Genomic DNA, 21,617 nt, shown 5'->3' with positions numbered 1-21,617 from the left:
CTATATGGAGAATAAGGCCATTTCGCGGACACTCAAATTGCTTGCACAGCTGATGGAGCTGCACGGCGAGAACTCTTTTAAGGTTAAGACTGTGGCAAATGCCGCGTTTAAGGTTGATAAGCTTCCTTATGTGCTTAAGGATAAAAGCCTGGATGAAATGGCCCGGATAGACGGACTCGGCAAAAGCACATCAGGTAAAATCTGGGAGCTTCTGCAAAGCGGAAAAATCAACGATCTGGAGCAACTGCTCAGGGATACACCGGAGGGTGTGGTGGAAATGCTGTCGGTAAAAGGGATCGGACCTAAAAAGGTTCTCATCATTTGGAAGACCCTGGGCATCGAAAATATCGGAGAACTGTACTATGCCTGCAACGAAAACCGGCTGATAGAAGCTAAAGGTTTCGGATTAAAGACGCAGGAAGAAATTAAAAAGGTTCTTGAGTTCCAAATGGCTTCGCATGGAAAGTTCCTTTATGCTCAGGCCGAGCCGCTTGCCGCCAAGCTTTATGAAGACCTCGCGGTATGGCTTAACGGCATCAGTGGCGAACCCCTGTTGGGTATAGCAAGTGCTTTCAGGCGCTGTGTGGAGGTTGTTGAGGAGCTCGAACTGGTTGTCGGTGTAAACCACCCGGCCGAACTGATAGCCAGGATAGCTGAATTCGAACCGCTGGTCTTGCAGGTTCAACCCGAGGGGACAATCAGTGGTACGAGCCCTTTCGGACTTAATATTATCCTTCATGTTGTTCCGCGCGACGAATTCTATCTGGAATGGTTCAGGCATACAGGAAGTACTGCACATACCGATGAGATTCTGGCCCTGGCCGGTTCCGGGCCCTTTGATAGTGAAGAAGCGATCTACCGGACTGCGGGGTTGGCTTTTATTGAACCGGAGCTCCGTGAGGGATTAGGCGAAACTGATCTGGCCAGATCGGGCAATATGCCGGAACTGATCATGCTGTCTGATCTAAAAGGATGCCTGCACAACCACTCTACCTGGAGCGACGGTGTAAATACGCTTGAGGAGATGGCGCTGTACTGCCGTGATCATTTGCAACTGGAATATTTCGGCATCTGCGATCATTCTAAGTCGGCCGTATACGCTAATGGACTTAATGAACTGCGTATTGAGGCGCAGCATAGGGAAATTGATTCCCTGAATGCACAGCTGGCGCCATTCCGGATATTTAAAGGCATCGAAAGTGACATTTTGTACGACGGTTCGCTCGACTATGCTGAAGAGATCCTTAAGCGGTTCGACTTCGTAGTGGCCTCTGTGCACAGTAACCTGCGCATGGATAGCGATAAAGCCACCGCGCGTTTGGTGAAAGCAGTTGAAAACCCGTACACGACGATACTGGGGCATCCTACGGGGCGACTGCTCCTTAGCCGGAAGGGTTATGATATTGACTATCGTAAGGTGATCGACGCCTGTGCGGCTAATGGCGTTGCCATAGAGGTTAATTCCAATCCGCTGCGCCTGGACCTGGACTGGAGGTGGCACCGCTATGCTCTGGAAAAAGGGGTCATGCTTTCCATTAATCCTGATGCCCACCGTGCCGAAAAGCTAAACGATATGCGCTATGGTGTACTTGTTGCCCGCAAAGGCGGTCTGCATGCCAGCGCTTGTCTCAACGCTTTATCGCGCGAGGAAATATCTCAATACTTCAGTAATAAAAATTCCTAATGCTTACCTTTACCGGATGATTAGTGAGCTTTGCAATAGAATCTTCCAGGAGGTGATCGATGAGTATCACGTGTACGACCATATCGATAAGCCGATTGAAAATCCTTATCGGGTGGGTACATTGGAGCACTTGTTGTATCTGAAGTGCTGGATAGACACCGCGCAGTGGCATATGGAAGATGTAGTGCGCAACCCGGAAATTGATCCTGTAGAGGGGCTGCAGTGGAAACGCCGGATCGATGCCTCTAATCAGCAGCGGACGGATGTGGTTGAGTATATCGACAGCTATTTTCTGGAGGAATATAAAACCGTGGTACCAAAGCCAGACGCGAAGATCAACTCTGAGAGCCCCGCCTGGGTGGTAGACCGCCTCTCTATTCTGGCGCTGAAAGTCTATCACATGGAGGAGGAAACTCTTCGGACTGGTGTATCTGATGAACATATCGCAAGTTGCAAAGAGAAACTTGACATATTGCTGCTGCAGCGTGCCGACTTGTCGCTTAGTCTGGATGAGCTTCTTAGCGACATCGCTAACGGTGATAAGTACATGAAGGTGTACCGGCAGATGAAAATGTATAACGACCCTAACTTAAATCCGGTGCTGTATAAAGCCAGGTAAGCATGGCCCGGAATCCAAAAATACTGGTTATCAGGCTATCTGCGATGGGTGATGCTGCGATGGTAGCACCGGTGCTCCAAGACTTTAAGGATAACTACCCTGGGGCTGAACTGGTCATGCTAAGCCGCTCTCTGCACAAGCCATTTTTCAGTTCAATTGAGGGGCTTACGTTTCACGACTTCCATGCCAAGGACCGGCACAAAGGGCTGTTGGGCATTTTCAGGCTATTTCTCGAATTAAGGATGTACCGGGTGACTGCTGTGGCCGACCTGCATCAGAACATTAGAAGTACCTTACTAAGGATTTTATTTGCGCTCACGGGTGTAAAAGTCGCCGTGGTCGACAAAGGAAGAGCGGAAAAGAAACGTCTGACCAGAAAACGTCATAAAATACTGCTACCCTTAAAACCTACCGTAAACAGATACGCTGAGGTATTTGCGAAGCTGGGCTTCGCCTTTCAATTAAAGAACATACCAGCGCCTCGCAAGCGGGCTGCAGCGGTAGCCAAACGCATCGGCATTAGCCCCTTTGCTCAGCATCTTCAGAAAATTTATCCCCTGGATAAAATGTATCATGTCGTTTGCGCGCTTGCAGACATGGGTCATGAAATCTTCGTTTTCGGGGGCACGCCGGAGGAAGCGGAAATCGCCGGCGACTGGTCAGGCCAGCACCCGAACATCTCTTCAATGGTGAGAAAGATAACGCTGGAAGAAGAATTGGAATTCATGAAGACCCTTGATCTTATGGTCAGCATGGACTCTTCCGGGATGCACCTGGCTTCGCTGGCGGGTGTTCCGGTGGTGTCTGTATGGGGCGCTACACATCCTTACGCGGGCTTTTTGGGCTACGGACAATCCATGGATGATGCCGTGCAGCTAGATCTGTACTGCCGCCCCTGCTCGGTCTATGGAAACAAGCCATGCTATCGCGGAGATTTGGCCTGCATGAACAATCTTCCTGAAAATGTTGTTATTGATAAAATTGTCAATAAATTGAAGCATGTCTAAAAACCTGTTATTAGTCAGGCACGGGAAGTCTGACTGGGGAAATGAATTTCTTTCGGACTTCGACCGGCCGTTAAACCCGCGTGGCCACGATAACGCGCCCATGATGGCAAGGCGTTTATTATCCAAGGGCTATATCCCGGACCTGATCGTAAGCAGTCCGGCGCTGAGAGCACTAAGTACAGCTAAGCATTTTGCACAGGTTTGGGAGATTCCATTCAGCAGCATTTTATTGAAGGAGGATATCTATGAAGCCAGCGTCCCGGCGCTCCTCAACGTCGTAAACGAGTTGGGAGAAGATTTCAGCAAGGTAGCGCTGTTCGGTCATAACCCCGGGCTCACCGATTTCGTGAACTACCTGACGGATGCAAACCTTTACAGCCTGCCTACCTGTGGCGTTGCGCAGATCAGCTTCCCGGCCGAGCAATGGGCGGAGATCAGCCGAAATAGCGGAAGCCTGGTGTTCGCAGATTATCCGAAGAATGAACTTGCCTAGCTAAAACTGTAAATGCTTAACGGTTAATCCGTTGTTAATTAGTTGCTTTATCGAATCTATCCCGATCTTCAAATGTGTCTCCACATACTTAGTCGTGATAGTGCTGTCGCTCTCAGTGGTTTTAACACCCTCCGGTATCATGGGCTGATCGGAAACCAGCAACAGCGCCCCGGTGGGTATCTTGTTGGCAAATCCAGCGGTGAAGATTGTGGCTGTTTCCATATCCACAGCCATGGCCCGAAGCGTTTTCAGATATTTTTTAAACGCTTTATCATGCTCCCATACACGTCGGTTGGTGGTATAACAGGTTCCGGTCCAGTAATCTCTTGAGTGTTCACGGATGGTCGTCGATATCGCTTTCTGCAAAGCAAACGCAGGCAGTGCCGGTACCTCGGCAGGCAAATAATCATTGGATGTTCCCTCACCCCTTATTGCCGCGATCGGCAAGATCAGGTCGCCAAGCTGATTCTTCTTCTTCAACCCACCGCACTTACCTAAAAATAATACCGCTTTCGGCGCTATTGCACTGAGCAAATCCATCATGGTAGCCGCAAGCGGGCTTCCCATCCCGAAGTTTATAATCGTAATACCGTTGGCGGTGACGCTTTGCATCGGTTTATCCAGTCCCATAATAGGAGCATTGTCGTGCCACTCGGAAAATAGCTGCACGTACCGACTGAAGTTTGTAAGCAATATATAATTGCCAAACTGATCCAGCGGTCTTCCGGTGTATCTCGGAAGCCAGTTCTTCACAATATCTTCCTTGGTCTTCAGTCCTTTCCTAACGGGAGATTCTACCTCGCGGACTTTCTTTACCTTCTTCTCTTTCTCGCCCTCACCCTCTTTCTTGATATCCAGTTCTTCATTCATAGCTGTTCAATTCATAGCGTAAAAAAAATCCCCGGTGTTTCCGGGGATTGTCATCAGGCAGCCTTCAATTTTTTGAAGTCAGCCTTCTCAAATTTTTCTACGGCGTAGTCCAGCGTAACAACCAGCTCGCTGACATGCTTTTCTGATGGAATTTCAAACATAGCGTCGAGCATGATGGCCTCGCATATCGACCTTAGCCCCCTGGCGCCGAGCTTATATTCCATCGCCTTATCCACAATGAAATCCAGAACCTCGTCCTCAAAAATCAGTTTCACGTTTTCAATGGCAAACAACTTTTCGTATTGCTTCACCAGTGAATTTTTAGGCTCTGTTAAGATGTTTCTCAGTGCCGCTTTATCCAAAGGATTCAAGTGAGTAAGCACAGGGATACGGCCAATAAGCTCCGGGATCAGTCCGAACGACTTCAGGTCTTGGGGCGTGATATACTTATACAAGTTCTTCAAATCCAGTTCCTCTTCATCGCGGCGTACCTTATACCCTACGGCCTGTGTACGCAAACGGTTAGCTATCTTACGCTCAATGCCGTCAAACGCCCCCCCACATATAAAAAGAATATTGTTGGTATTCACCGGGATCATCTTTTGGTCGGGATGCTTACGCCCGCCCTGCGGCGGCACATTAACAATTGTACCTTCAAGTATTTTAAGCAGGGCCTGCTGAACACCCTCACCAGATACATCCCTGGTAATTGAAGGATTATCGCTTTTACGGGCCACCTTATCTACCTCATCAATATACACAATACCGCGCTCCGCAGAAGTCACATCATAATCAGCCGCCTGCAACAGCCTCGTCAGAATGCTCTCAACATCCTCGCCAACATATCCGGCCTCGGTAAGTACCGTTGCATCACAGATACAGAACGGAACATGCAGTATTTTAGCAATCGTTTTGGCCAAAAGCGTCTTACCGGTACCTGTTTCGCCAACCAGCATGATGTTCGACTTCTCAATTTCTACTTCATCTCCCTCATCTTTCTGGCTCAGTCGTTTATAGTGATTATACACCGCGACAGCCAATACCTTCTTCGCGTCGCTCTGACCAATAACATACTGATCCATATGCTCCTTGATTTCCTGCGGTTTCAGCAGCGTAATCGAAGAATCAAGCGGTTTGTTCTTCTTGCTTCCCATCTCCTGAACCAGAAGTTGGTTTGCCTGGGTTACACACTTGTCGCATATAAACGCATCGAGGCCTTCAATAAGCATTAAAGTATCTTGCTTACCTGATCCGCAAAACGAGCAACGGGATTCTTTGTTTTGTCTAGCCATTCTAATTAATCTTTCTTCGTACCGCCAAGCACTTCATCAATCATTCCAAAATCTTTCGCCTCTTCTGCTTTCATCCAGTAGTCGCGGTCCGATGCTTTCTCCACCCATTCATAAGTCTGACCTGAGTGCTTTGATATAATATCATACAATTCCTTTTTCAGTTTCAGCATTTCTCTCAGGTTGATCTCCATATCTGAAGCAACACCCTGCGCGCCACCGGAAGGCTGGTGGATCATTACCCTGGAATGCTGGAGTGCTGCACGCTTGCCCGCTGCTCCGGCAACAAGCAGAACGGCGCCCATAGAGGCTGCCATACCGGTACAAATCGTAGCCACATCAGGTGTAATGTACTGCATGGTATCGTATATACCCAAACCTGCATAAACAGATCCACCTGGAGAATTGATGTAGATTTGAATATCGCGGTTGTTGTCTACCGACTGAAGAAATAGCAACTGCGCCTGGATAATATTAGCATTCTGATCGTAAATGGCATCTCCAAGGAATATAATGCGATCCATCATCAAACGTGAAAACACGTCCATCTGAGCCACATTAAGCTGACGCTCCTCAATAATATAAGGCGTCATACTCTTTGGGTTATTATTTGTAGCCCCGATAAAGCGGTCCACGTTCAACCCGTTTATGCGATGATGTTTAACTGCGTATTTTCTGAATTCGTCTTTATCAATTTTCATAATTAACTATTTTATCAATTTTTAACCCCTGTTACTATAAGATTGTTTGCCCTATGCACCACCAAAGTAATCAAAACTAAATTGGTAATTTATTGTGGTATTGTAAAATTTAACTGATCCAACACAAACAAAGGCGGCCTGTTAAGCCGCCTTCTCCTGTTATTATTTTATATCACCTGCTTGCACAGGGACAAATGCTACTTTAACTCGGTGAACTTATTGTAAGTGATTTCTTCCTCATTAAGGGTAGCTACCGATTTGATGTATTCAAACACCTTGAGTGCTTTCACTTCATCGAAAATACGGTTTGCATTGTCTTTTTCTTTCAGGAAGTTGGCGGTGTACTGAGCCAATTGGTCTTCCGGCAATGGTGAAGGACTGTACATTCTGAACTGTGCATCAAGACGCTGTTTTGCGAGTGCAAATACGTCTTCATATTTAATCTCGATTTCGTTGTCCTTAATGATCTTGTTCTCGATCAGCGTCCACTTCAGGTTTTTAGCAAAGTCGTTATAACCTTCTTCCAGCTCCTCGTCGGTCAGCTTCTCATTCGTTGCCTTAAGCCATTTCCTTAAAAATGCATCAGGAAGTTCGATATTCAGGCTCTCCATCAACTGGTTGTACATATCGTTCTGCAGCTTCCGGTCGGCATCCTGAGCAAACATGCTTTCAATCTCTTCAGTGATCTTAGCTGTAAATCCGGCCTCGTCGGTCACTGTACCTTCACCAAACAATTTATCAAAGAACTCCTGGTTCAGATCAGCTTCTTCAAGACGGTTCACATTTTTAACCGTCACGCGGAAATTAGACTTCACCTCTTTCGCATCTTCTTCCGAAATGTTCAGAAGCTTAGCAATGATAACCTCATCATTATTAAAAGCCTTTTGAACATCCAGCTCAACAACATCATCCTTTTTAAGACCTACAAGTGACTTCAGGATTTTCTTGTCAGTCACCTGGTCCAAACGGATAGAACCTGTATGGTTAATTCCACCTTCAAAAACTGAACCATCGGGAGAAAGCTGCGTTAGCTCCGAATAAAGCACGTCACCCTCTGCCGAAATTTCCGGATTTGTCATTTTGCCATAGCTTCTGCGGATATTCTTGATCCTGGCATCCAGCGTTTCCTGATCGGCCTTAACGTTATACTTTTTAAACTGATTTTTGGAACTAACAGAGATATCTATCGAGGGAGCAAGGCCAAGCTCGTAATCAAACTCAAATTCATCCGTATAATCCCACTTAAACTCGCGCTCGTCATCCATTTTAGGAAGCGGCTGGCCCAAAATCTCTACTTTATTATCTGTCAGGTGTTTATTGATGGTATCGCTTAACAGGGTATTGATCTCTTCTACAAGAATGCTCTTGCCGTACATCCTTTTAATATGCGAAGCAGGAACCATTCCCTTACGAAAACCTGGAAGGTTTGCCTTTTTAGCCTGCTCTTTGATCGCTTTGTCAACCTTCTCTGTGTAATCCTCAGGCGCAATCTTTATTTTAACAACTGCGTTCAGATCATCAATTTTTTCCTGTGTAATATTCATTTTGAATCAATATTTGTTTTGTCAAACTTAGCTCCGTACTCATCCTGCATCTAAACCAAAAGCAGCCCAAACGAGCTGCTTTTGATCAATGTGCGGAAGAAGGGACTCGAACCCCCACGCCGTGAAGCGCCAGATCCTAAGTCTGGTGCGGCTACCAATTACGCCACTTCCGCAGTTAGGATTATTTCGGACTGCAAAGATAGGTATTGGATTGAATTATCAAAACAGTTTTTCATTTATTTAGCGAATAAATTCACCCTTAAAAGAAGTCCCGGACCGTATATGCTACGAACCGGGACTTTAAATGCCTGAGTGGCAAAAAATTACCTCATCAACTTAGTTATGGGATATCTGTCTGACCGAAATGCTGCTTTCTGTAGACCCGGTCACATAAATTGTATAAATCCTGTTCTCTGCCAGGGCAGTGATGTCAAATGTGGTTCCAACACTCGCATCCTGGCCTGCTCCAAACACCTGCAACGACATCACGCCAGGGTTTACTTCAATGTAATTGCTTGCATTGTCGCGGTTAAGCCCGGCAATTAATGTAGTACCTGCACTTGTTCTGATGTCGATTGTGGAAGGCGCGGCGTCACTTAAATGCGCAAAGCGGACTTTCACTTTTCCGCTTGTTGGGGCCGACCTGTCGTCTTTGTACACTTTAACCCTTGCAGCCTGACCATCGCCTGCCAGGAATACGGTGTAGTAAGCACCATTATCAAGATCCATCTGTGCACTGGCGTAATTAGAAGAAGATCCTTCATTTCTGAACTGCAACTGCAGATTGTTGCCTGAGTTCACCGAAATATAATCAGAAGCATTTCCGAAGGTCAATCCGCCCTGCACTACTGTTCTGCCGGCCAGGTAAAAGCCCTGTGCTGTAGACGCCGTAGAGGCATTCACGACCTTCACATTCGCTGATCCGGATTCGTCTATGTCGTCTTTCTTACAAGATGACACCGTTGTTGCTAGCGCCAGTACTATGGCACCCATAAACATTCCTTTTGATAAAAATTTGTTTTTCATTGTCTTAAAGTTTATTGATCATTTAACCCTCAACCAGGTAGATGGTTGCACTCAAGAACTCACAAAAAACACACCTTTTTTAACAATTTCTTAAACTTCGCTTACAATTAACATCAAACAATTATTTGGTTTTCAGATATATACGAGATAATATCCGCCAACAAGCGTGAGGACGAAAAGAAAAGCAAAAATGTACTTAAAACTATACAGAAGCTAATTCCTGCTGTAAATGAAAAAGATATTCCACCGCCTTAACCAGCCGGCTACCATACCAGGAAAACATCTCTCCGTCCACAAGCATTACTTTGGCATCAGGCAATGCGCGGCCTATCTCAAGCACATGTTTCTCCTTAAAGGGATATGGCTCCGAAGATAAAAACACCAGATCAGGCTGCAAATCAGATAACTTTTCCAGCGTCACTTCCGGGTAACGCAGGTCCCTGAAGACGTTAGCGAAACCGTTCAATCCAAGCAAATGGTCGATAAACGTATCCCTGGCAGCGGCCATATATGGATCCTTCCAGATCAGATAGGCCACACGTTTAGTCGGTCCCCTCTGCTCCGCAAGTCTTTGCAGATCGTCAAATCCGGCACGTATAAGATGCGTCAGATAACTGGCTTCGGGACTGCGGTTTACCATCGCGCCAATATCACGGATCATAGAAATTGCATCGCCGAGGGTATAAATATCACTCATCCATACCGGAAACTCCCGCTCCAGGAGTTCAATCTGATCTTGCTGGTTCTCCTCCTTGTTTCCAATGATCAGGTCTGGCTTCAGATCCCTGATCCGGTCTATATGAAGTGTTTTGGTACCCCCCACCTTTGTACGTGCGGCAAACTTATCGATTGGGTGGATACAAAATTTAGTCAGCCCAACCACCTCCTCGTTCAAACCCAGATCGAACAGCAGTTCAGTCTGCGACGGTACAAGCGAAACAATACGACGGGGCGGGAAGTTAACAGAAACCTCCCGCCCCATCTGATCCGTAAATAGCTGATGCATTACGTATTCGCCTTACTCGATCGTTGTTCCGCTCGGAACAACAGCACCTTTTTTCACCACAACAATACCATCTTTAATGGTATAAAGTTCAAAGTCCCCATCCTTCAGATGATCACCACCAACAATCCTTACATCATCACCGATGCGGCTGTTTTTATCTATGATGGCATTCTTTATGAAACACCTGTCGCCAATACCGATCATCGGGATTCCGTTGGCCTTATCATCAGCAATCTCTTCCAGCGTCTGATATTTGTCGTTACCCATCACATAACAGCTTTCAATCTGCGTTTCCACCCCTATTCTCGCCCTGATGCCGATCACCGCATGCTTAATGCTCTCAGCCTGCAGAATACATCCTTCTGCAATGACCGTTTTATCGAGTGTTGTTCCCAGAAGTTTTGACGGTGGCAGCATACGCGCCCGCGTAAAGATGCTATGGTTATGATCGAACAGGTTAAACTTCGGGATATCGTCGGTCAGGCCCAGGTTAGCTTCAAAGAAAGAAGATATATTACCTATGTCGGTCCAGTACCCTTCATACTGGAAGCTGAGCACATCGTACTCGTTCAGCAGGCGCGGAATGATCTCCTTCCCAAAATCCTTTTCCTCTTCATTTTCAGAGAAGATCCTGATCAGCAAATCCCTGTTAAAGATGTAAATTCCCATCGAAGCCAGGTAGTCCCTGCCCTCCGCCTGCATTTCCGGACCAGTGTCGGAGGACCAGTCGACCAGCAGCTCGGTTTTAGGTTTCTCTATGAAAGATGTAATGATGTTTTGTTCGTTTGCCTTTAATATACCGAAACTCGGGGCATCCTTAGCGTTTACCGGTATGGTCGCCAGCGTCATCTCTACCCCGCTTTCAATGTGCGCGTCTACCATCTCATTGAAATCCATCTGGTAGAGCTGGTCGCCCGAAAGGATCAACACATATTCAAACTCGTGGTTCAGCAGGTGATGCATGGTTTGGCGCACGGCGTCCGCTGTTCCCTGAAACCAGGTGGGATTATCCGGCGTCTGCTCTGCCGCAAGTATGTCTACAAAGGCCGTACTGAAATGACTGAAATGATAGGTATTCTTGATATGCTTATTGAGCGACGCAGAGTTGAACTGCGTGAGTACAAACATACGGTGTATGCCCGAGTTTAAGCAATTAGAGATCGGAATATCAACCAATCTGTATTTGCCTGCAATCGGCACTGCAGGCTTAGAGCGAGTTTGTGTAAGAGGAGCTAACCTTGAGCCCTGGCCCCCGCCAAGAATTACACCTAGAACTTTTTCAGTCATTAAATTTCCTATTAAATATGGTACAGATTAATATATTCCTGCGCAGCCTTGTCCCACGAGTGGTCCAGCTGCATCATAAACTTACGAATTTCCTTCATCTTCTTTTTATCACGATACAGATCCATCGCCCTTCCCATCGCATGGTTCACGTCCCACACACTGGTCTGATCGTGGCATATGCCAAAACCTTCGTCGCCTATGTCTATAATCGTGTCTTGCAAACCGCCAATTCTTCTCACAATAGGCACAGTACCGTAACGGAGCGCATACATCTGGTTCAGCCCGCAAGGCTCAACCCTGCTCGGCATCAGCAGGAAATCTGCTCCTGCATACATCTGATGCGATAACTGCTCATTGTAACCTATAAAAACGTTATAATGTCCCGGAAACACGCCCTTGAGTTCATTGAGCCTTCCTTCCACAGCCGGCTCTCCCGAGCCCAGCACCAATATATTCATTTCCGCACCATGCTCACGCAGCGCGTTGTAGAAAATATCAGGTAAAAGATCAGCTCCTTTCTCACCCACCAGTCGACCAATAAAGGTAAACAGCGGCTTGTCCGGATCCAGGCTAAAAACATCGCATAAGGCCGCTTTGTTTGCTATTTTTCCACTTTCAATGGTGCGTAAATTATATTTTTTGGGGAGCATTGCATCCGTAGCAGGATTCCATACATCGGTATCAATTCCGTTGAGTATTCCGGCCGACTTCCCGCGTTCTCTGGCAAGTAGGCTGTCCAGTCCGTTGGCCTGGTAACTGATCTCGTCCAGGTAGCTCGGCGACACCGTAGTAACCTTCCAGGCGCACTTGATTGCCGCAGCAAGCGGATTAATCGCCCCGTTCCAGTCGAGCATGCCCGACTTCCATAAATCAAATGCAGGAATATAACCTAAACGGTCCCAGCCAAACTGCCCCTGATACTGCGCGTTATGTATGGTTAGAATAGTAGGAATATGACTCAGACTGGCAAACTGCCGGCAGTAAGCCGTCATGAAAGGAATAAGACCGGTATGGTGATCGTGACAATGGATCACATCAGGTCTGTGCTTCCACTGCGCAATCCAGTCGAGCGCCGCTATCTGAAAAGCCAGGAACCGCTCCGTATCGTCACCATACCCATAAACCCGGTCGCGGTTCATCAGTCCGTCTACCTGCACCAGGAACAGATCGAAGCCAAGCTTATTACTAACCTCCCGGAGTACCCTGGCCTGAAAATTACCAATGCCCACACGCACCCAGCCATTGTACACCACTTCAAATTCATTGTTGTGTAGAAAGCTGTTTTCATAGGCCGGCATCACCACCTTTGCGATATGCCCGAGTTTATTCTGGTATTTCGGCAGCGCCCCCACCACATCACCCAAACCACCAACTTTAGCTACCGGGTAGCACTCCGCACTGAAGTGTATTATCTCCATAATCTGAGGTTTTAAAAATCACCTCAAATTAGGGATAAGAATACACAAAGCAAATAAATAATGGATGAATAATCGCGCTTAGTCGGCCGCCCGCCTAAACATCAGAGCTGCAACGGTTAAGTTCGTCCTGCTGTCTATCAAAATGGCTGCTCCATTGGCCTTATTCTCATGATAAAGATCAAAAGGAAGGGCATCGGCCGTCTTAATAAGCACCCGACCGATGTCATTCAGCTTAAATTCGTAGGCCTGCTGCTTGTCGAGCGTATTAATATCCACCCGGTAAACGATCTCTTTGATCTTGCATTTGGTGATCTTGCTGTTGTGCTGAAGCAGGTAAGTGATGCTATCATCGAGCGGTCGCGTATCCATCCAGCAGATGTCGGCCTCAATCTCCTGCGTATGCTGAGGCAATTGTGCCGCGTTGACCAGTACATCGCCCCTGCTGATGTCGATATCGTCCTGAAGATGCAGCGTTACCGATTGCCCCGCATGTGCGGTTTCGGGCGCCTGATCAAAGATCTCGATACGCTCTATCACTGAACTGTAGCCTGAAGGAAGTACCGTCACCCGATCGTTCACATGAAAAGCCCCGCTCAGTATCCGGCCTGCATAGCCTCTGTAGTCGTGCAGTTCTTCTGTCTGCGGACGAACAACCCATTGCACGGGCATCCTCGCCAAATCATTGTCGTCGGCCGATACATCCACGCTTTCCAGGAAATGAAGCAGGCTTCGTCCGTCGTACCAGGGCATATTCTCCGACTCATGAACAATATTATCGCCCTTCAGTGCGCTCACCGGAATAAAGTTCACATCCTTTAGTTTCAGTTCAGCGGCTAGCGACTGGTACTTTTCCCGGATTGCATTAAACACCGTTTCGCTGTAGCCCACCATGTCCATCTTATTTAAACATACCACCACATGCTCAATGCCCAGCAGCGACACCAGATAAGAGTGCCTGATGGTTTGCTCAACCACCCCATTCCGCGCGTCTATTAATATAATAGCCAGTTTGGCCGTAGAAGCACCGGTAACCATATTGCGCGTATACTGAATATGTCCGGGTGTATCCGCTATAATAAACTTCCTTTTGTCTGTCTGAAAGTACTTATAGGCTACGTCAATGGTAATTCCCTGTTCACGCTCAGCGCGCAGGCCATCGGTCAGTATCGCCAGATCAATCGAGCCGTCATCATTCTTGCGGTTGCTCGCCTGCAGCGCCTCCAGCTGGTCGGCCAAAATAGAGCCAGTATCGTATAATAACCTGCCGATGAGCGTACTCTTTCCGTCGTCGACACTCCCTGCAGTAAAAAACTTCAATATATTCATTAGAAATACCCTCCTTTCTTACGGTCTTCCATGGCCGCCTCCGATACCTTATCGTCCATACGGGCGCCGCGTTCACTTATTTTAGATGCGCTGATCTCAGCAATAATATCGTCCAGCTGGTCGGCCTCCGACTCTACCGCAGCCGTGCAACTCATGTCGCCCACCGTTCTGAACCTGACTGTCTTACGCTCCACCACATCTTCATGGTCCATATTTAAAAAAGGTGATGCGGCCATCAGCTGACCATTGCGGGTAATCACCTCACGCTCATGCGCAAAATAGATCGAAGGCAGCTCAATGCCCTCGCGTTTTATGTAGTTCCAAACATCAAGTTCCGTCCAGTTGCTGATCGGGAATACGCGCACATTCTCGCCCTTGTGGATTTTTCCGTTATAGATGTTCCACAGCTCCGGGCGCTGGCGCTTAGGGTCCCACTGACCAAACTCGTCGCGCACCGAAAAAATGCGTTCTTTCGCCCTGGCCTTTTCCTCGTCGCGGCGTGCACCGCCAATACAGGCATCAAAACCATGCAGCGCAATCGTATCCAGCAAAGTAACCGTTTGCAGGGCATTGCGACTGGCATTCTTGCCGGTCTGCTCCACCACCTTACCCTGATCTATAGACTCCTGCACATAGCCCACAATCAGTCGCTCACCAATACGCTCAATCATCTTGTCGCGATAAGCAATCGTTTCCTCAAAATTATGCCCGGTATCTATATGCACCAGGGGAAATGGGAATCTTCCCGGCCTGAAAGCCTTCTCGGCCAGTCTCACCAGGGTGATAGAATCCTTACCGCCCGAAAAAAGCAGGGCAGGTTTCTCGAACTGGCCTGCCACCTCCCGGAGGATATGAATCGCCTCGGCCTCAAGCTCATCCAAATAATCTAAATTATATTTACTCATAAGTGTTCTGCAATTATGTTGTGGCATGTAAGCCGCATTCCTTTTTCGACTGATCTTCCCACCACCAGCGGCCCGCCCTGAAATCTTCACCCTCAAGCACCGCGCGTGTACACGGCGCACATCCTATACTCGGAAAGCCCCTGTCGTGAAGGGTATTATATACAATATTGTGCTTCTTTATAAAGTCTTTTACCTCGTCGAGCGACCACTCGAAAAGTGGGTGATACTTAATCATCTGATTGCCTTCATCCCATTCCAGGTTACGCATGTCGTGGCGGTTGGGCGATTGTTCCGCACGTATTCCTGTTACCCATATCTTATGACCGCTCAGCGCGCGTTTCAGAGGTTCTATTTTCCTGATGTAACAGCATTCCTTTCTGTTCTCCACCGAGGTGTAGAAACTGCTAGGCCCTTTGGCGTCTACCATACGCTGTAAAGCTTCGGCCTCCGGAAAATAGGCTTTGATAGGTTTGTTGTAGATTTCCAGTGTCCGGTTCCATACATAATAGGTCTCCGGAAACAGTCGACCTGTCTCGAGCGTGAATACCTCGATCGGCAGATCGTTTGAAAAAATAAGATGTGTAATCACCTGATCTTCCCAACCAAAGCTTGTCGAGAAAACAACACGGCCCGGATACTGCTCCGTTAGGCGCCTTAACGCCGCCACCGGATCCATACCTGCAATCTGCCCTGATATCAGTTCCAACTGTTCATTCATTTCCCTTCCCCCTTATTATGCGCCAAGACAGCAGTTATTTCGTTCAGCTGCCTAACCTTTTCATTAAAATCGCCTTTAAGCGTTTCTCTCAATGCACTCATTTGCTGAAGCGTGGTATCCAGTTCTGCCGGAATGCCTTCGTTCAGTACCTCTTTAAGTCTTTTTGCGATGGTGGGCGATTTCCCGTTGGTGGAAATGGCCACCTTAAGATCACCCTTGCGCACCACCGAACCCAGATAGAAATCGCACAGATCAGGCTTATCCGCTACATTGATCAGCAAACGCCGTGCTTTTGCAGAGGCTCTGATCAATACATTAAGCTCCGGATTGTTCGTTGCAGCCACTACCAGATCCGCCTCATCCAGGTCGGCCTGCTCAAAACTTTTACATACCAGCTTCACCTTCGGATATTGCTCCGCCAATTCATATACCGCGTCAATAATCTCACGTGCTACCACCGTAACCCTTGCTTCAGCGCTGTTTTGCAAAATTGCGTTCAGCTTTTCCAGACCTACCGGTCCGCCGCCGATCAGCACCGTATGAAGCTCATTTAACTTAAGAAATACCGGGAATAACTGATTACCTTCCATCTTCGTTCATTTACATGCAAAATATCGATATATTTTGTCTTGCGGCAGTTAAATCTCCTCTTTTAAAGCCTCAAAGAAATCCCGTATGGGCTGAAAGGAAGGATGCAATGATACCACCTCACCAAAAACCAGCAAGGCCGGGGCCTCGATCTGCTTCTCTTCTACCACCTCCACAATCGTATCTACGATGCCTACGGCAAGCTTTTCGTTTTCTGTGGAACCGCTTTGAATAGCCGCTACCGGAAGTTTGCCTTTGCCCTCATGCTGATATAGCTTTACGATTTCCTTCAGCTTACCCAAACCCATCAGCACCACTACCGTGGCCTTAGAGCGTGCCGCCTCGTACAGGTCGTTCGACAACTTGCCAGAGGCCGTAGTACCTGTAACCACCCAGAAACTCTCGGCTATACCGCGATGCGTTACCGGGATCTGCTGCAATCCCGGAACCGAGATAGAACTCGACAAACCAGGAATAACCGATGCCGGAATACTATAATCGGCCGCATAGTCCAGTTCTTCGTAGCCCCGGCCAAACACAAAAGGATCACCGCCTTTTAAGCGAACCACATGTCCGTAATTCAGTGCGTAGTCGACCATCAGTTTATTGATCGCCTCCTGCCCGAACGAATGCTCGCCCGATCTTTTACCTACATATACTTTAATAGCCCCAGGCTTTGCGTAATCGAGCAAAACCTCGTTTACCAAAGCATCGTACAGGATCACGTCGGCCGATTTCAATGCATTCACCGCTTTAAGCGTGATCAGTTCCGGATCGCCGGGACCGGCACCAACCAGCGTAATACGCGGCTCTTTTATATTTGTTTCTTTTACTACGCTCATACCAGTTGCCCTCCACGTTTTGCTTTAACTCCCTGCAGGAACTCTTCCACTGAAGCCAGATAGGCCGTGGCAAATTCCTGAGAAGGTTCGTTCTTATTGATTTGCAGCACCAAGTCGTTAAACGAACCCGCCAAAGGAATTTCTCCAGTCTGCACATAATGATTATCAAATTCCCTGATCACACCGATCTGGGTACTGCTGTTTACCCCCTTATCCAGAAGCAAGGCTTTCGCCGCACTTACATACACCGCATACGTATGGTATATTGCATCAGCCCATGCACCCGCATCATAAGACGCCCGTGCCCAGCCAAGCTTTTCTTCCGACTCAAGCAGCAGGGTAGCCACCAGGTCTATCACCACACCGGCACATTCGCCCACGCCTATAGCAGTCTCAAACGTTTCTTCATGGCCCCAGTCTACATACTCCTCATCCACCAGGTTGGTCAGATCAGCCAGCGGCTTCAGCAACTGGTAAAAGTGGTCCTTCGTTTTGCGGTCGTAATACTGATGGAAGCTTTCCCCCTCACCCGAGTTTGCCGCGAAGTCATTCAGGATCATCCGCAGCACACCGGTAGCACGCTTAGATGGCGCTTTAATTACCCGTTCCGCTACACGGCCTTCGCCATTGCCGATAGTTCCGCCGCCAAGCATCACCTGTACTGCAGGAACCACCTTGCCATTCGCCTTCAGAGAACTCCCGTGGAAGCCAATATGCGCCAGACCGTGTTGTCCGCAGGAATTCATACACCCGCTTATTTTAATTTTCAGATCCTTATCATACACCAGTTCCGGATACTCTTCATAGATCACCTCCTCGAGGGCTACCGACAAAGACATACTGTTGGATATCCCGAGGTTACAGGTGTCGGTGCCCGGACAGGTGGTTACATCGGCTACACTATCGAAGCCCGGCCGGGCCATACCCAAGGCAGACAATTCCTGATACAATGCAGGCAGCGCCCCTTCCGGCACAAACTTCAGCAGCAAGCCCTGGTTTTGCGTAATGCGCAGCTCGTCGGCCACAAATGACCTTACCGCCGATACAAACGCCCTGGCCAGATCTGTTTTAATATCGCCTTTAGCCACTTTGATGTAGACACCGAAGTACCCGTCCTGCTTTTGTGCAACAACGTTGGTTGCCCGCCAGTGCTTGTATTCAACCGTCTCAACCACCTCCAATTGCGGATAATCCTGCAATTGCGGCGGCTCTGGTTGCAACACCTTGTTGCGGTCGACCACAAACGACTTTACCTTGTTCGCGGTACGCTCTTCTTCAACCAGGCGAAGCACCTCTTCCAAACCCAGCTTCTGCACCAGGTATTTCAGTCGAGCCTTATTCCTGTTGTTGCGCTCACCGTAGCGGTCGAACACCCGCAGCAGCGCTTCCGCATAAGGAACGATCTGATCTTCGGGCAAAAAGTCGTGCACGATGCTCGCCAGGAAGGGCTGCGCACCCAAACCTCCGCCCAGCATGACCTTAAAGCCACGTTCGCCCTCCGCATTGATCTTAGGTATAAAGCCCAGATCGTGTATATAACTAAAAGCGGTATCGCGGTCATCAGACGAAAACGAAAACTTGATCTTCCGCCCCATCTCCTGACAAATCGGATTACGCAGGAAATAAGCAAAGAACGCATGTGCATAAGGCGATACATCGAAAGGCTCATTCGGGTTAATGCCCGCATCAGGCGACGAAGTCACGTTCCTGACCGTATTGCCGCAGGCCTCACGCAGGGTAATGTCATCTTTCTCCAGTTCCTGCCACAGTTGCGGCGTACGATCCAGGCTTACATAATGAATCTGAATATCCTGACGCGTGGTTAAATGCAGGTTGCCGCTTCCATATTCGTCGGCCACATCGGCTATACGCAAAAGCTGCTTAAAAGTAACCTTCCCGAAAGGAAGCTTAATCCGCACCATCTGCACACCCGGCTGACGCTGTCCGTACACGCCCCTGGCCAAACGCAGGCTTCTGAATTTTTCCTCATGGATGGTACCCTCCCGAAAAGCCCTGATCTTTTTTTCAAGATCAATAATATCTTTTTCGACGACCGGATTTTCCAGTTCTGTCCTAAAACTTTGCATTGCTAAACTCTTTTAATTTGGTGCCATTGCCGAAGCAACAACAGCAAATATATAAAGTATAGGGATTTAGTAGTATATTTAGTTTGTTATATATATGTAATATATTGTAAATTAGCATGTTAATTTCTTATCAAGAATTGATCTATCTCAAGGATCAGCACGAGGCCAAGTTGGGAATTTGCGGCCACCAAGAAGCTAGTGAGTCCGCCATGAGTCCGCCATGAGTCCGCGGTGAGTCCGCCTTTTCCCTGAAAAAAGGCGGACTCATGACGGTAGCACTGTGCATTCATGCCGAACCTGGTATATACGATGTGGCTACTTGCTTAGTTCAGCAAAGTACTTATGAAACAGCGGAAGGGTTTCAATCCCTTTGTAGTAATTATATACGTCGTATTTTTCGTTTGGCGAGTGAAGCGCGTCGCTGTCGAGACCAAAACCGAACAGCACAGACTTAATACCCAATGCGCTTTCAAACAAGGCCACGATGGGAATGCTCCCTCCACCCCTTGTTGGAATCGGCGCTTTACCAAATGAATCTACAATAGCCTTTTCAGCTGCGCGGTAGGCCACGCTGTCGGTCGGCGTAACCACCGGCTCACCTCCATGGTGCGCTGTGACCTTCACCTTTACATAATCAGGCGCGATGCTTTCGAAATGCTTCGCAAAGATCTCCGAGATTTCTTCGGAACTCTGGTTAGGTACCAGGCGCATGGAGATTTTAGCGTTTGCTTTAGAAGGAAGCACCGTTTTTGCGCCCTCGCCGATATATCCGCTCCAGATCCCGTTTACTTCCAGTGTAGGCCGGGTGCCGGTCCGCTCCAGGGTAGAATACCCTTTTTCGCCCCACTCAGCGTTGATATCAAGATCTTTTTTATACTCTTCCAGATCAAATGGCGCGGCATTTAAGGCCTTCTTTTCTTCTTCTGTCAGGTCGACCACCTTATCGTAGAACGCTGGTATAGTGATATGGTTGTTTTCGTCGTGCAGCGAAGAGATCATTTTGCAAAGGATGGTGGCTGGATTGGCTACAGCGCCACCGTAAACCCCCGAGTGCAGATCGCGGTTAGGCCCGGTTACCTCAACCTCCATATAGGCGAGTCCGCGCAGGCCCGTTTCAATGGATGGATTTTCCATACTGATCATGGAAGTATCTGAGATCAGCACTACATCAGCTTTAAGCCGTTCTTTATTGTCGTTAACAAAAATGCCAAGGTTGGCCGATCCAACTTCCTCTTCGCCTTCGATCATAAACTTCACGTTGCAGGCCAGGGTGTTGGTCTGCATCATCAGTTCAAACGCTTTTACGTGCATATAAAACTGTCCTTTATCATCACAGGCGCCGCGGGCGTAGATCTTGCCATCGCGCAGTGTAGGCTCAAAAGGAGGTGTCTTCCAAAGTTCCAGCGGATCTGGCGGCTGTACGTCGTAATGCCCGTAGACCAGCACCGTAGGCAGACTTGGGTCAATGATTTTCTCTCCGTAAACGATGGGATAACCGGCGGTGGGACAAACCTCTACCTGGTCGGCTCCGGCTTCACGAAGTTTGGCAGCCACGTATTCTGCCGTTTTCAGCACATCGTCTTTATACTTTGGGTCGGCACTTACCGATGGAAAACGAAGCAACTCAAACAATTCGTCGAGAAAGCGCTGTTTGTTTTCCGCTACATATTTTTTAATCTCTTGCATAATAATAAGTTATCTAGTTAGAAACAAGGATGTAATCCGCGGCTAAACTAGAAAAATTTCATTAGTTGCCGGTAGCGCGAACGTATATTTTTCAATTCCCAGACTTAAGCTCAAGCCTGTTCCTTATTGTTGCGGTACTTGAACTTGAGAATCAGCATAGCGATGTTTAGTGCGAGCGATAAAAAGTTGGTTGAGATGATGGGTATGTCGGACTTATCGAAACCGTAGTAGATCCAGAGGCTGTTTCCGGTCATCATGACAATAAACATAAACACGGCCACATCGTTAGCCTGCTTGGTTTTAAAGGTTTTGATAAGTTGAGGCAATATTGATGAAGAGGTACATATCCCCGCTACCAGCCCAAGTATCTGAATAAAATCCATATATCTTTTTCTCATACTACATACAAGGGGAAGAATAGTTTATCAAAAAAGACTTATTCCGGCAGGGGAAACTACCTGTTTAATTCTGCCTCCTCTCCTTTTGAAACAAGCCTTAAAACATGTAACTTTGCAAGCCCC

Annotated in this window: 20 protein-coding genes and 1 tRNA gene; 4 read left to right on the top strand and 17 right to left on the bottom strand. The window is 47.8% G+C overall.

Annotated elements, in window-relative coordinates:
• Window positions 1-4: 4 nt before the first annotated feature.
• The 4 genes from J3P40_RS09045 to J3P40_RS09030 are packed head-to-tail and all read left to right on the top strand — an operon-like array spanning window position 5 to window position 3,803.
• Window positions 5-1,684, top strand: coding sequence for a DNA polymerase/3'-5' exonuclease PolX (locus J3P40_RS09045; RefSeq protein ID WP_256004816.1), 1,680 nt, complete (start codon window positions 5-7; stop codon window positions 1,682-1,684).
• Between the two features lie 16 nt (window positions 1,685-1,700).
• A complete protein-coding gene (locus J3P40_RS09040) occupies window positions 1,701-2,303 on the top strand; it encodes a DUF4254 domain-containing protein (RefSeq protein ID WP_256004815.1) in 603 nt (200 codons plus the stop codon).
• A gap of 2 nt (window positions 2,304-2,305) precedes the next feature.
• Window positions 2,306-3,310, top strand: a complete 1,005-nt coding sequence (locus J3P40_RS09035; RefSeq protein ID WP_256004814.1) for a glycosyltransferase family 9 protein — start codon at window positions 2,306-2,308, stop codon at window positions 3,308-3,310.
• Complete coding sequence (locus tag J3P40_RS09030; protein ID WP_256004813.1) at window positions 3,303-3,803, top strand: SixA phosphatase family protein; 501 nt, start codon at window positions 3,303-3,305, stop codon at window positions 3,801-3,803. Before J3P40_RS09035 ends, J3P40_RS09030 begins: the two co-directional genes overlap by 8 nt.
• Here J3P40_RS09030 and J3P40_RS09025 read toward each other — a convergent pair whose 3' ends face one another.
• The 17 genes from J3P40_RS09025 to J3P40_RS08945 form a co-directional block, all read right to left on the bottom strand.
• On the bottom strand, window positions 3,804-4,673 hold the full coding sequence (locus tag J3P40_RS09025) for an AMP nucleosidase (protein ID WP_256004812.1): 870 nt from the start codon (window positions 4,671-4,673) through the stop codon (window positions 3,804-3,806). It lies immediately after the preceding gene.
• Window positions 4,674-4,726: 53 nt separating this feature from the next.
• Window positions 4,727-5,965: an ATP-dependent Clp protease ATP-binding subunit ClpX gene (gene clpX, locus J3P40_RS09020; RefSeq protein WP_256004811.1), complete on the bottom strand. Its 1,239-nt coding sequence runs from the start codon at window positions 5,963-5,965 to the stop codon at window positions 4,727-4,729.
• 5 nt (window positions 5,966-5,970) lie between these two features.
• Entirely contained in the window at window positions 5,971-6,663 is a 693-nt protein-coding gene (gene clpP / locus J3P40_RS09015) for an ATP-dependent Clp endopeptidase proteolytic subunit ClpP (protein ID WP_256004810.1), read from the bottom strand.
• Window positions 6,664-6,860: 197 nt separating this feature from the next.
• Window positions 6,861-8,207 carry a trigger factor gene (gene tig / locus J3P40_RS09010; protein WP_256004809.1) on the bottom strand — a complete coding sequence of 449 codons (1,347 nt, stop codon included), beginning with the start codon at window positions 8,205-8,207 and terminating at the stop codon, window positions 6,861-6,863.
• Window positions 8,208-8,298: 91 nt separating this feature from the next.
• Window positions 8,299-8,380, bottom strand: a tRNA-Leu gene (locus J3P40_RS09005).
• 163 nt (window positions 8,381-8,543) lie between these two features.
• Window positions 8,544-9,233, bottom strand: a complete 690-nt coding sequence (locus J3P40_RS09000; protein ID WP_256004808.1) for a DUF4397 domain-containing protein — start codon at window positions 9,231-9,233, stop codon at window positions 8,544-8,546.
• Window positions 9,234-9,435: 202 nt separating this feature from the next.
• Window positions 9,436-10,239: an ABC transporter substrate-binding protein gene (locus J3P40_RS08995; protein ID WP_256004807.1), complete on the bottom strand. Its 804-nt coding sequence runs from the start codon at window positions 10,237-10,239 to the stop codon at window positions 9,436-9,438.
• A gap of 12 nt (window positions 10,240-10,251) precedes the next feature.
• Entirely contained in the window at window positions 10,252-11,526 is a 1,275-nt protein-coding gene (locus J3P40_RS08990) for a glucose-1-phosphate adenylyltransferase (RefSeq protein WP_256004806.1), read from the bottom strand.
• Window positions 11,527-11,537: 11 nt separating this feature from the next.
• Complete coding sequence (locus tag J3P40_RS08985; RefSeq protein WP_256004805.1) at window positions 11,538-12,944, bottom strand: glycogen synthase; 1,407 nt, start codon at window positions 12,942-12,944, stop codon at window positions 11,538-11,540.
• A gap of 78 nt (window positions 12,945-13,022) precedes the next feature.
• Complete coding sequence (locus J3P40_RS08980; protein ID WP_256004804.1) at window positions 13,023-14,270, bottom strand: sulfate adenylyltransferase subunit 1; 1,248 nt, start codon at window positions 14,268-14,270, stop codon at window positions 13,023-13,025.
• Window positions 14,270-15,175, bottom strand: a complete 906-nt coding sequence (gene cysD / locus J3P40_RS08975) for a sulfate adenylyltransferase subunit CysD (protein WP_256004803.1) — start codon at window positions 15,173-15,175, stop codon at window positions 14,270-14,272. The genes J3P40_RS08980 and cysD overlap by 1 nt, the downstream gene beginning before the upstream one ends.
• Window positions 15,176-15,188: 13 nt before the next feature.
• Complete coding sequence (locus tag J3P40_RS08970) at window positions 15,189-15,893, bottom strand: phosphoadenylyl-sulfate reductase (RefSeq protein WP_256004802.1); 705 nt, start codon at window positions 15,891-15,893, stop codon at window positions 15,189-15,191.
• Entirely contained in the window at window positions 15,890-16,483 is a 594-nt protein-coding gene (locus J3P40_RS08965; protein WP_256004801.1) for a precorrin-2 dehydrogenase/sirohydrochlorin ferrochelatase family protein, read from the bottom strand. The genes J3P40_RS08970 and J3P40_RS08965 overlap by 4 nt, the downstream gene beginning before the upstream one ends.
• A gap of 48 nt (window positions 16,484-16,531) precedes the next feature.
• Window positions 16,532-17,323 carry a uroporphyrinogen-III C-methyltransferase gene (gene cobA / locus J3P40_RS08960; RefSeq protein ID WP_256004800.1) on the bottom strand — a complete coding sequence of 264 codons (792 nt, stop codon included), beginning with the start codon at window positions 17,321-17,323 and terminating at the stop codon, window positions 16,532-16,534.
• Window positions 17,320-19,410 carry a ferredoxin-like domain-containing protein gene (locus J3P40_RS08955; protein WP_256004799.1) on the bottom strand — a complete coding sequence of 697 codons (2,091 nt, stop codon included), beginning with the start codon at window positions 19,408-19,410 and terminating at the stop codon, window positions 17,320-17,322. The genes cobA and J3P40_RS08955 overlap by 4 nt, the downstream gene beginning before the upstream one ends.
• A gap of 315 nt (window positions 19,411-19,725) precedes the next feature.
• A complete protein-coding gene (locus J3P40_RS08950; protein WP_256004798.1) occupies window positions 19,726-21,096 on the bottom strand; it encodes a dipeptidase in 1,371 nt (456 codons plus the stop codon).
• 110 nt (window positions 21,097-21,206) lie between these two features.
• Window positions 21,207-21,494 (bottom strand): SemiSWEET family sugar transporter, encoded by a 288-nt coding sequence (locus J3P40_RS08945; RefSeq protein WP_256004797.1) that lies wholly within the window; start codon window positions 21,492-21,494, stop codon window positions 21,207-21,209.
• Window positions 21,495-21,617: the final 123 nt, after the last annotated feature.

The organism is Pedobacter deserti (assembly GCF_024436415.1).
Lineage (GTDB): Bacteria > Bacteroidota > Bacteroidia > Sphingobacteriales > Sphingobacteriaceae > Pedobacter > Pedobacter faecalis.
The sequence above is the reverse complement of the archived record's forward strand: the minus strand, read 5'-3'. Positions and strand labels throughout refer to the sequence as shown.